General features: G+C 46.5%; 8 protein-coding genes. 1 reads left to right on the forward strand and 7 read right to left on the reverse strand.

Annotated features, from left to right (window positions below; genetic code table 11):
• Nucleotides 1-59: 59 nt before the first annotated feature.
• The 7 genes from NLX82_RS00930 to NLX82_RS00960 form a co-directional block, all read right to left on the reverse strand.
• On the reverse strand, nt 60-3,131 hold the full coding sequence (locus tag NLX82_RS00930) for a X2-like carbohydrate binding domain-containing protein (protein WP_254347413.1): 3,072 nt from the start codon (nt 3,129-3,131) through the stop codon (nt 60-62).
• Nucleotides 3,132-3,603: 472 nt separating this feature from the next.
• Complete coding sequence (locus NLX82_RS00935) at nt 3,604-4,776, reverse strand: M20 metallopeptidase family protein (RefSeq protein ID WP_068942589.1); 1,173 nt, start codon at nt 4,774-4,776, stop codon at nt 3,604-3,606.
• A 114-nt stretch (nt 4,777-4,890) separates the two neighbouring features.
• Complete coding sequence (locus NLX82_RS00940; RefSeq protein WP_254347414.1) at nt 4,891-7,023, reverse strand: ABC transporter ATP-binding protein; 2,133 nt, start codon at nt 7,021-7,023, stop codon at nt 4,891-4,893.
• Nucleotides 7,024-7,068: 45 nt separating this feature from the next.
• A complete protein-coding gene (locus NLX82_RS00945) occupies nt 7,069-7,965 on the reverse strand; it encodes an ABC transporter permease (protein ID WP_254347415.1) in 897 nt (298 codons plus the stop codon).
• A 30-nt stretch (nt 7,966-7,995) separates the two neighbouring features.
• The gene (locus NLX82_RS00950) at nt 7,996-8,922 is read right to left on the reverse strand and encodes an ABC transporter permease (protein ID WP_254347416.1); all 927 of its coding nucleotides are present in this window, start codon (nt 8,920-8,922) and stop codon (nt 7,996-7,998) included.
• 50 nt (nt 8,923-8,972) lie between these two features.
• Nucleotides 8,973-10,589 (reverse strand): ABC transporter substrate-binding protein, encoded by a 1,617-nt coding sequence (locus NLX82_RS00955; RefSeq protein ID WP_076159635.1) that lies wholly within the window; start codon nt 10,587-10,589, stop codon nt 8,973-8,975.
• Between the two features lie 284 nt (nt 10,590-10,873).
• Nucleotides 10,874-11,383 carry a GNAT family N-acetyltransferase gene (locus NLX82_RS00960; RefSeq protein WP_254347417.1) on the reverse strand — a complete coding sequence of 170 codons (510 nt, stop codon included), beginning with the start codon at nt 11,381-11,383 and terminating at the stop codon, nt 10,874-10,876.
• Nucleotides 11,384-11,499: 116 nt separating this feature from the next.
• Here NLX82_RS00960 and xerS point away from each other — a divergent pair, with 116 nt between their 5' ends.
• On the forward strand, nt 11,500-12,600 hold the full coding sequence (gene xerS, locus NLX82_RS00965; protein WP_076159573.1) for a tyrosine recombinase XerS: 1,101 nt from the start codon (nt 11,500-11,502) through the stop codon (nt 12,598-12,600).
• Nucleotide 12,601: the final 1 nt, after the last annotated feature.

Consider the following 12,601-nt stretch of genomic DNA (forward strand, 5'->3'; position numbering starts at 1 on the left):
CAAAAATAAAGCCAGCTCACTCATTAGAGTGGCTGACTTAGGATTATTCTTATTAAGGTTTAGGGCTCAATTCCCCATTGCTTGCTTCCAGACAGATAAGCGGTTATTTTAGCAGAATCTTGTAAACTGTTTGCTGTGGGATTAAATGAATAATCATCGGTTTGTGTGTAACTGCTCCAGTCCTCTTTGGATATCCGGGTTTGCAACTCCACACTTTGACCGGGCTCTAAAGAACCCGCAGCCGATTTAAACCCGATTTCTGCATAAGAATCTGCCCCTGGCTTCGCATTGGATAATGTTTTGAAGCTAGCAATCACATTCCCTGTACCGACGCTCGACCAATCCGTGAAGAAATTTTGTGCTTTCTCCCCGTTAATGGTGTAATAATAACGCAATGTCACGTCTGCTAGGGAAATTGATGAGGTTCCCGTATTGGTTATTTTAAATTTGGAACTGATTGTATTGCTTGTGGCGGATACATTCCCATTGAAGGTTTGCACCTTCAGAACGCCCTCGCCTGTTCCCGGCTCACTTGGCGTATCCCCTTTCACCGTAATCGTAAACAACACATCATTACCTGTACTAAAATGGAAGTTTAGTGCTGTCTCTCCTTTAGGAAGTTTAGATAAATACTTGTTGGTAAGAACGACTGTTTCTTCACTAAGCGTATAATCTTCACCTTTGTTCAACACCACACTCCCCTGCTTGATAGCTTCTAACGTATTGCCGTTAAGTGTTAGCTTGACAGTAAGATCCGTATTGCTGTTATTCACTCCATAGGTTGCAGTCGTTGGTGTAATACTTGCTTGCCCGGTAGATGGCTGATCACCACCCACACGATCTGCCACCAGAATGCCACGGCCATTCGTTCCCAGATAAGCACGTCCATAAACCCGAGGGTCCCCAATAATTTTGGTCACTCGAGCATATTGATGCTTGTCGTCATTAATGCGCGCCCAGTTTGCGCCAGCATCGTCCGAACGGTAAAATCCACGTGTACCATCAATTTTACCAACGATAAATACCGCTGCATTCGTACGGTTCGGCGCTGCCTTACCAAAGCCTACAAAATCCGCTTCCTGCACATTATCGAGTTTGGTGAATGTAACACCTGAATCCTTGGAATGCCATAAGCCGTATGGTCCTCCATCCTCGGAGCCTCCGGCGAACCACACATCTCCTTCTGCTCCTCGTACAGCATCAATATCAGCATTGCCTGCTGTCGGTAAGCCAGTTGCCGCTGATGGCGTAAAGGATACGCCTCCATTGGTGCTCACATATATTTTCCCGGAGGCAAATGCGTAATATTTATTAGGGTTCACTCGGTCAGAGACGATCTTTGCATTCGCTGGAATCCCTGTGCTTGCTGTCCATGAGTTGCCGCCAGTTTTGGAGTAGAACACACCTTTGTCTGATGTACTCCACAGCAAGCCATTACCATCTGCTGCTACGGCGATGCTGCCTCCTCCTGCTGTACCGGAAGGCTCGCTATTTGCTTTATACCAGTTGGCTCCTCCATCATTGGAAAAACCGATGGATTTGGCATTTGGATCTTTTTTATAATCCGCTTTACCTACTCGGGCCATAAAAGAAGGATTCAGCTCGGCATAATCAATGCTTTCGCTGCTTGTAAAGGTCGGATTATCCAGCATTTTAGCTGGAGCCTTGAATAAATCGTCATGTCTGAATCCAGAGACATCACCTACTGCGCTCACCAAAGGCGCGCCGGTTGGAGGGCTCACCAGATCCAAAATTGCCGTTTCCTCTACCCCTTTAGCGGCTACTGAAATATCCAGCTTTCCGCCTTTATCCCAATTGGTCAGATTTTTAGAGCCATAAATCGTAGCTCCGGTGCCGTACAACATATGGTCTGAATTAAATGGATCTATCTCCAGATCTCCAATCATCCACCCCAGCTTGGGCGATACTTCCGGTGGAGCAGGGTTGGCATTGAAAGTCAGCCAAGGCGCACCGCTTATATCCAGATTGTATTTTAGCTTACGAGACGGATAACCATCAAATTCCCAAATAGGATTCCAAGTTGCCCCACTATCAGTGCTGCGATAAATCGTTTCATCCGGCCACCAGGCATTCAACGTAGCAACCATGAGTGTACCTGGCTTCTGGGCATCCACCGTCAGTCCACCATATCCAAAATGATTGTCCGCACTACTGCTACCTATGGGGCTAATGTTAGTCCATTGCCCGCTTGCTGTATTCAATTTCCACAGTTCACCCTTTGATCCATCATATGGACCTGCTCCATCGCTATAAGAAATATATAGATTGCCGTCCGGTGATAACACACCGTGATGTGGCAAATAGCCCGTAGGCTGTCCCGCTATAGCAGACCAGGTTGTCCCGCCATCTGTACTGCGATAGACACTTTGCTTTTTATCTGCAACACCTACATAGATCGTCTGCGTTGCTTTACTGGAAGAGCCTGTTTTTTTGTCAAAGGTGATCCACGATAAACCGACAATGTCGCTGGTATATTCATTGGAAGGGTCCTGTACATACGTCCCTGGATTCGGGAAACTGCTTACCTTGCTCCAAGTTGCTCCAAAATCAGAGCTTTTCCATAGTCCATTACCACTTCGAGCTCCAAAGAACAAAATATTATTTTTATTTGGATCAATCGTCAGACGTTCACCCATTGAACGCCCCGGCATATTGCCCCCCACCTTAAAAGGAAGCTTGGTTGTCTGCCACGTATTGCCCCTGTCGATGGAACGCATAATTTGCCCGTTTTGTTTATCCCATGAATTAGTATACGTACCTGTAGCTATATATACACGATTCGGATCAACAGTATCAGTCGCTAGTGCATCGACACCATTTTTGTTCCAATCCTCCCAGCCCACAGAATCCGTCAGCGGAATCCAACTCTCATTGGCAGCATTCCAGCGGTAAGCTCCTCCAATATCTGTACGGGCATAGATCAGGTCTTTTTCCGTTTCATTAAAAATAATGCCAGGTACAAAACCTCCTCCTCCACCCGTAACCACACTTTTCCAACTGTAATCGTCACTTGGAGCAGCATGAGTCGGCGCTATCATTCCTGTCCAGGAAGCACCCGCTACCACAAGCGCCAAACAAGCAATTCTCAACCTGTTTTTTGCCTTAGTCAATGAATTCAACCTCCTTCTTCATTATCAATTGACTATGCGAGTCATTTTGAGATAAAAGTAATCAGCCGATTCTGAATTCGTTCCTATCGTTATCGTTGCTTCTCACAATTCTGACAAATGTCCTCTCAGACTCACCCCCATTCATTCCCAATAAATACGGTGCAACACTGGTTTTGTTAGCGCTTACATCGGTGTCTTGCTCAATAGATTCGTCATCTTTTTCCCATTTCCTTGTGCGAAAAATCAAGATAATACAATTTTATCTCCTGCTCCGCAGCTTATAATAGGAGGTTTGAACTTCCTTCAGAGTTAATACCTTTTATTTAATTCTATTATGAATTTTTCATATAGTGAATTAATTACTTAATTTTCATTCTTTATGGGTGTCAAAATACTTGGATTTACAACAAAAAACCGCGCTATGCGCGGTTCCAGCTTCGTTAATATGTCGTCAGTCATAAACATATGCCTATTATTGCAAGTATTCAAGCGCCAGTGCTAAAAAAATATGCCCTGAGACGAGCAATGCCCGCTCATCAAAATCAAAGTGAGGATGGTGATGAGCAAAATGCGTTCGTTCATCCTCATTGCGTGCACCCACATGAATGAAGGCTCCCGGTCGATGCTCCAAATAATAAGCAAAATCCTCTGCTCCCATGACCGGCTTCAAATCCAAAAAAGCGTCTGCTCCATACAGTCTGCCGATGAGCTCGCGTACACGTTCCGTTTCGGCTTCGGCATTCACCAAAGAAGGATAGCCATTCAGATAGTCAATTTCGTATCCGGCATGATAAGCCTCAGTCAACCCCTTGACGATACTGCGAATTTCATTCTCGACTTCCTTACGCACTTCCTTATTAAACGTACGTACGGTGCCTTCAATTTTAGCCTTATCTGCAATCACATTAAAGGCAGTTCCAGCTTGAAATACCCCAATCGTTAACACTGCTGATTCAATAGGGTCCACCCTGCGACTAACCACCTGCTGCAACCCGTTCACAATTTGACTGCCGATAACAATAGAGTCCACCGTCTGATGCGGTCGTGCGCCATGCCCGCCTTTACCGTTGATCTGGATCGTAAACGCGTCGACAGCCGCCATCGCAGGCCCACTCTTTAATCCAATTTTACCAAAAGGAATTTCAGATGCGAGGTGAATACCATATACCGCCTCTACCCCATCCAGACAGCCATCCTCAATCATAAACTTGGCTCCGCCAGGCGGTTTTTCTTCCGCATGTTGAAAAATAAACACAAGCTTTCCCTTCAGCGCCTCACGGTTATGGCTCAACACGCGTGCCACTCCAAGTAACGCAGCCGTGTGACCATCATGTCCGCAGGCATGCATAACACCCGGAACGGTCGATTTATAAGGCACATCCTTTTCATCCTGAATGGGAAGTGCATCAAAATCAGCACGAAATGCAATCGTTCTACCTGGCTGACCGCCTTCTAAAAACCCGAGCACACCGTTTCCACCCACATTCGTTCTTACCTCAATACCAAAAGAGCGCAATTGATCGGCGATAAATGCAGACGTATTCGTTTCTTCAAAAGACAGCTCGGGATGCTGATGTAGATGTCTTCTCCACGCAATCAGCTCTTGTTCATCATCTTTTAATTCCTGAACCCATTTATCTAGCATAATACCCTCTTTTCCTATTGAATTTATATACTTCTATCCTTATCTTACCATGAACGGCCTGTAGAATGTAGCTCTCTTATCATGCCGATAGCAGATCAAAGGAAGGGGTTGAACCTAGGCCGGGTAATGACAAGCGGCATAATGTCCTGTGCTAATCGCTGTCAGCTCAGGTGCTTCCTCACGACAACGCGAGGTCGCTAGTGGACAGCGGGTATGAAAACGACAGCCGGATGGCGGCTTCGCAGGCGAAGGAATCTCACCTTGTACCGTAATTAGCTCCCGACGGTTTTTCGGATTTGGGTTAGGTATCGAGGCAACAAGCCCCCGGGTATACGGATGGGCAGGATGCCTGAACAACTCGTCACTTGGCGCAATTTCTACAAGTTTCCCCAAGTACATAACCCCTATCCGATCTGAAATATGGCGGACAATGTGCAATCCGTGTGCAATAAACAAATAGGTTGTATCCAGCTTACGCTGTAAGTCCTGAAGCAGATTGACAATTTGTGACTGAACGGAAACATCCAAAGCCGACACTGCCTCATCCGCCAAAATAAACTGCGGTTGCAGAGCAATGGCACGGGCTATCCCGATTCGCTGCCGCTGTCCTCCCGAAAATTCATGCGGAAACCGAGTAACCAGCGAAGGTGATAATCCAACAGCGCTCAGGAGTTCTTCCACCCGTTCCTGCTTTGCCTTGCCATACAACCCTTCATGAACCGCAAGCGGCTCCCCTATGATATCTCCCACATTCCACCGTGGATCAAGTGATCCGTAGGGGTCTTGAAAAATCATCTGCATATCACGGCGAACGGATCGCAACTCAGAATTTCCTAAACGTGTCAGCTCCCGATCCTGGAACCATACCTGCCCTGAGGTCGGACGTTCCAGCTGCATCAGCAGCCGGCCTAAAGTAGACTTACCGCTGCCGGATTCTCCGACCAATCCAAAGGTTTCGCCCTGCCGGATTGAGAACGATACATCATCCACCGCCCGGATCGAAGCACCCGTCCGACCGGGAAAGCTTTTTTTCACCGGATAATACTTGCGAATTCCATCCACTCTAAACAAGTCCTGCTTGTTCTGGACGGTTTCCGTGATAGTCTCATTGGATTTAGGGGAGTTCTTTACCTGTACGCCATGACTGCTCACCTTAGCCCCATCAACAGCAGATACGTTCGTCAATTCTTCCTTTACTTCGGTTGCCTTTGCAACAGCATTTGCCGTGATCTGCCCTTTCATCGATAGCTCTGTAATATGCCACTCGTCGGAGGCAGCCAATTGCTCCGAATGCCAGCAAGCTACCTCGCGTTCATCCTTGGCTGCCAGCGGTGGCGCTTCGTTTTTGCATTGATCTGTCGCATGCGGGCAACGCGGGTGAAACAAGCAGCCGGAAGGCAATGCACTCAGGCTCGGAATTGCCCCCGGGATCGAAAACAGCTTGCTGCTGCGATCTGTATCCAGTGTTGCCACCGAACGAAGTAACCCTCTAGTGTAAGGGTGCAATGGCAGCTCGAACAGTTCTTCCGTTACTGCTTGCTCCACAACTCGACCGGCATACATCACAACAATTCGATCCGCAACCTCTGCGGCAATACCCAAATCATGCGTAATCAACAGAATCGACATGTTGAATTCTGTCTTTAATTCCTGAAGCAATTGCAAAATTTGTGACTGAATCGTTACATCCAGCGCCGTTGTTGGTTCATCCGCTATTAGCAGCTCAGGGCCACATGAAAGTGCCATTGCAATCATCGCCCGTTGCAGCATCCCACCGGACAGCTCTCCGGGGTACTGCTTCATACGAATTTCCGGTTCAGGAATCCCTACCCTGTTCAGCAAATGAACCGCATGAGCCCATGCTTGCTTTCGTGTCTTCCGGTCATGCTCCATGATGATTTCTATCAGCTGATACCCGATAGTGTACACCGGATCAAACGCCGCCATCGGCTCCTGAAATACCATCGCCATCTTTTTACCACGAAGTGAGCGTAATTCCTGCTGTGACAAAACGGTCAAATCTATGCCCTGCAACCGTATTTGTCCTTGGGCAATTCGTCCGTTCTCATAATCGATTAGCCGCATAATCGCCTTGGAGGTAATCGTTTTTCCGCTGCCAGATTCACCGACGAGGCAGACCGTTTCTCCCGCCCTGATCGTCAGTGATACGTTGTCGAGTGCTTGCAGCAAACCTTTTTTAGTGTGAAAATCGACCGACAAATGTTCAATCTCCAGCAATGATGACAAACGAACTCCCTCCTTCTATAGCACTTAAGAATAGGCTTCCTGATGCTAGTTTGCGTTCTTTTTCGGGTCCAACTGGTCTCTCAGCTTGTCGCCCAAAATATTGACTGACAACACAAACAACGTAATAGCTAGGCCAGGAAAGGTACATATCCACCAAGCTACTGTCAAATATCCTCGTCCTTGAGACAATACTGTTCCCCAATCTGGAATTTCCTTTACCGTGCCAAGTCCCAGAAAGCTTAATCCCGATCCGGCCAAAATAGCGCTACCGATGCCAAGCGTCGCCATCACGAGCAAAGGGGACAAGGAATTAGGAAGCACATGACGCCAAAAGATGCCGAAAGGTGTAACTCCGATGGAAAGCGAAGCAATGACGTAAGAACGTCCTTTTATACTTATAATTTGGCCTCGCATAACTCTTGCATAACCGGGGACAGCAGATATGGCTACCGCCAGCACAATATTGAACAAGCTTGGGCCAAGAGCCGCCGCAATCGCCAAAGCCAGCAGAATTCCGGGAATAGTCATCAAAATATCAATAAATCGCATCAGTATCGAATCCACTGTACCGCCAATGTAACCTGAGAGCGCACCAATAATTCCACCCACCAGACCGCCGACGAGTACCGACATGAAGCCAATAAACAGAGAATCCCGACTTCCGTGAACAACCAGACTGAATACATCCCGCCCAAAATAGTCCGTCCCGAACCAGTGAGAAGCACTTGGGCCTTGTAAAATATGGTCGCTTAACATTTCTGTGGGTGCATAAGAAGCAATCCATTGTGGAAACGCCGCACAGACGATTACGAACACAATAATCAGTCCCGCCGCATATACGAACCCATCCGACACTCCACCGAGCCGCCACCTTCCAGTTTGCCGAGCTACCCGCAGCTTTCTTTCCTTCCAAATTGTTTTGGCAGCCATTGTTTCTCTCAACCGACTTCCTCCTCCCTGAATCCTTCCAGCTTACGCCGAGCGTCTAACCCTTGGATCAATGAACGTATACGATATATCCACCAGTAGATTTACGATCACATACATGATGGCAGAGAACAATACAACTCCCTGCACAACTGTTAAGTCTTTAGCCATAATTGCGTCCGCAATTAAACGCCCAATGCCTTGCCGTGAAAATACCGTCTCACTCACAACTGCTCCGGCCAGCATTTCTCCCATTAGCATCCCGATCATCGTTATCGCTGGAATCAACGCATTGCGTAGCGCATGGCGATACATAATAACCTTCTCAGACAAACCCTTGGAACGGAGCGTTACGATGAACTGCTCATTAATGACTTCCAGCATACTGTTACGCACCATTCTGACAATGAACCCTGCACCGACAATGCCCAAAGTGAGAGACGGAAGCACAAGAGTTTTCCAACCGCCCGAGCCCATAGCAGGCAGCCATCCCAAGTGAATGGAGAAAATAAGCAACAGCAGAATGCCTGACCAGAATGTGGGCATAGAAATGCCGAACAATCCAACAATTCGTGCGATGATATCAATCGGCTTATCCCGATGAATGGCCGACAGCACTCCGAGCAGGACACCGATAATGACCGAAATAGCAGAACCGGCAAGCGTCAGCGCCAGTGTAGGCGGGAGATTGACCCATATTTTAGGCAGCACCGGATCAGCATTGAGCAGTGATTTTCCAAAATCACCTTGTAGCAGATTTCCGAAATAGTTCAAAAACTGAACATGAAAAGGCTGATCCACTCCCAGCTTATGACGCAAATTGGCGATCATCTCTGGCGTGGCCGTTGAAGGGTCAAGAATCGAATCTACCGGGTCCCCCGGGAGCAGATACAAAATGCTGAATACCAAAATACAGGAACCCAGAATGACCAACAAAGAAGTAACCAGTCTTTCTGCAACAGCTCTGATCATAGCCCACACTCCTTCCCTACTGGATGGTCCCCAGAAATTACTTAGCAATACTATTTTTGAATACGCACATCGTTAAAGAGCGGATAACCCACTAAATCGAATTTGAGACCCTGCACTGACTTGGCTGCTCCAACCGTATAAGGGAAAACATAAATCGGAATGATGACGGCCTGATCACGTATTAGCTGTTGCACCTTTTTATAAATCTCCTCCCGCTTGGCATCGTCCTGTTCAATAGCTCCCTGCTCCAACAGCTTGTCGACCTCTGGATTGGAGAAGTTAGGCAGTGTAGGCCGCTGATTTGTTGCCGCTGTGTGGTAAAAAGCATATAAAGCGTTCGGGTCCACATTGACCTGGCTATTTCCGTAGAAATCATAGTTTCCGTTCGTATATACAACTGTTGCAATATCCTTGGTAATTTCAATCTTCACATCAACACCGATTTTCTTCAGCTGCTGCTGAATAATGGCTGCAATGTCGTTCCGTTTTTCACGGTTCGGAGTGCCGTCTACATAATGCAGCGTAAGACGTTGTCCATCCTTCACCCGAAAACCATCCGTTCCCTTATTCCACCCCAACTCATCCAGTAACTGATTGGCCTTGTTAAGATCAGGCTGCAAGCCGTTTTCCAGTGATTTATCATATCCAAAAATACCTGGAGTGAGTGGCGACCAAGCCTGTTCATAAGTTCCTAGATACAGCGTTTTGACGATCGTCCCCACATCAATACCATATTGCAATGCCTGCCTCGCCTTTAATTCATTCCACGGTGTCTTCTTTTGGTTAATGAACAGTGTATATGGCAATCCTAGGGTATTGACCTGCAACAATTGGAAATTAGGGTCACTCTTCAACGTCAAAATGTTCTGCGGTGGGACGGTTTCAGCGGCCAAAGCCTGCCCACTCTGCACACTGCCGATCCGGGTCGCCTCCTCCGGAACAATTTTAAAGGTCACGCTGTCCAAATACGGCGCTCCCTGATTCTCAATAGTTTCCGGTGCCCATTTGTAATCCGGGTTACGTTCGATTTTGATTTCTGCATTTTCGTCCCATTTTACAAACTTAAAGGGGCCTGTACCCACTGGATGCTTACCGAATTGATCTCCATATTTTCTAACTCCTGCTGGCGAAACAATGGCTACAGCCGGAACACTTAAATTGCTCAAAAATGCCTGCGATGGTCGTTTCAGATTCAATTTAATCGTGTATTCGTCAATCACCTGTGAGGATTCATAGGGAGCCAGCAAGTTAGCGGCATTACCTACTACGGCTTGCGGATCAATAATCCGATCATAGCTAAATTTGACGGCTTCCGCATTGAACGGAGTTCCGTCATGGAACTTAACATCCTTGCGCAGCTTGAATGTATAGCTTTTTCCATCCTCGGAAACGCTCCATTCGGTTGCCAGCCAAGGCTTAATCGTATTGTCCGGTAGCTTTACCACCAAGTTATCGAATATCGCACGATATACCCGAGATGCTACTGCCAATCCACTCTTATGCGGGTCCAGTGAATCCGGCGATGTTGCCAGTGCATAGGTAAGATCTCCACCTTCTGCAGCTTGCCCGCCTCCCGCTGCATTCGCCTCAGTATTCGTAGAATTGGCCCCGCTATTACCCGAGCATGCCGATAAGACCAGCACCATCGACAGGGTTACAGCTACCATTTTTGCAAATCGACTTGTTCGTTTCACCTAAAAACACTCTCCGATCTGATGGGTGATGTTATGATTACATTGCATTTTTGGAGCCGATGTTTCATTGTTGATAATTCCAATGAGATATATATGAATTATGTTAATAACTGTATACCTGCGTTTTTATAGTGTCAATGCAGGTTCTAATTGGAATGCTCTATAGATGGATAGAAGACTTGAATTGACAACAAAAAAGAGCCGATAGGATACTCTCCCCGACTCTTTTTCATTACTTACTTTCTATTTCGAATTTTTCAGGTATTGAAAAACTGACTGTTATTCCCTCTTACCGGATGTGTCTGTTCCCTGTACTCACCTTTCGTATAGCTTCCAATCACCTTACGCCAAAAGGACTGTGCCGGCCTATTCGCGCTCATTTGGGTCACCTTCCAACGTCCGTTAAAACGTCCAAACAGCTCATGAGCCGCCCAAGTCCCAACCCCATTATGCCGATAAGGACGAAGTACAAAGAACTCAGCCATGTAGTAGTCAGCTTCTCGATTGCTGGACATTCGGTCAACGAGTGCAAAACCCACAGGAATATCCTGTCTCCAAATCAGAAAAGGTAGCTTCTGTTCACCGCTCGTCCAATATTGATACAAGTCTGGATAAGCCGGGAATGTCCCCTTCTCAGTGACATCAATTCGAAGATAGGCTGTAAAATCATATAAATAAAATTGCATGAGCTGTACAATAATGTCCTTTTGCGACTCCGGTACACTCTTAATAGACAGCTTCAGTTCCGATTTGATATTATACCCCATACTTTCACCTCTCTTGGCGGTTCAATCTGTTCTTTAACTTCGAATTACATCCCATCCAGTGCTGTTCAAAATATGCTAAAATACATATATATTATGACCGGACGAGGTGGAACTCAATGAATATACAAAAGATCATCGACCGGCGCAAACTAGATGAAAAAATGCCGGGATTACCATGGTACGTGCAGCAATTTATGGATTATAAGCTGCCCGACCTGTCCCCTTCCACATTACTAGAATATGTGCGGGATTACGAAGCTTTCTTTTCATGGCTTCGCGCGGAAGGCTTGTCCACCGGAGAAACGAATGCCCAAGTTACACTGGAAGAGTTGGAGACACTTCATATGAACAGTATTACAGGCTTTCGATTATTCCTGTCTACTAAGCGCGAAGGCTCCAACTCCCGTATTACCATTTCACGTAAGCTATCGTCTCTGCGTTCGCTTTTTCATTATTTAAGTCAGATCGCTGAGGATGAAAATTTTTATCCGTTGCTCAAACGCAACATTATGGCTAAGGTCGAAATCAAGCGTATACATAAACCCAAGGATACGGCGGCTAAGCTTAAAGGTAAAATACTGGAAGAGGAAGAACTGCTTGAATTCATCGGTTATATTTATGAAGGCTATGGTCAAGATTTGGCCGATAACAAGCAAGCATTATACTCCTATGAACTAAATAAGGAACGGGATGCCTGCATCGCCAGCCTCATTCTGAACTCAGGCCTGCGCGTATCTGAAATCGTCAATCTGAATCTGGACGATTTAGACATAAACAATAAACTATTATATGTGTACCGCAAAGGCAATAACGACGAAACCTTTAAAACGCCGGTGTATTTCCGCGAGCAATCCAAAGATGATCTCGTACTTTATTTGTCCCTGAGACATACCCGTTACCGCGCTCCAAAAAAAGAAAAGGCTCTCTTTGTCACACGTCCTAACGGCAGTACAGAAGGCAAACGAATGACCAAAAGAGCGATTCAGGCAATGATCATTAAGTACGCCAAACGGTTCGGCAAGCCTTACCTTACCGTGCATAAGCTTCGTCATTCCTTTGCTACTGACTATTATTTACAAAATGATATTTACAAAACAAAGGAACAGCTGGGGCACGCTTCGACAGAAACAACAGAAGTGTATGCTCACCTGACTGACAAAACCATGTCTCAGGCGATCGAACGGCGGGTAGAGACTCTAACCGACTCAGCCGATTGAT

Origin of the sequence: Paenibacillus sp. A3M_27_13, assembly GCF_024213315.1 — a bacterium.
GTDB lineage: Bacteria > Bacillota > Bacilli > Paenibacillales > Paenibacillaceae > Paenibacillus > Paenibacillus polymyxa_B.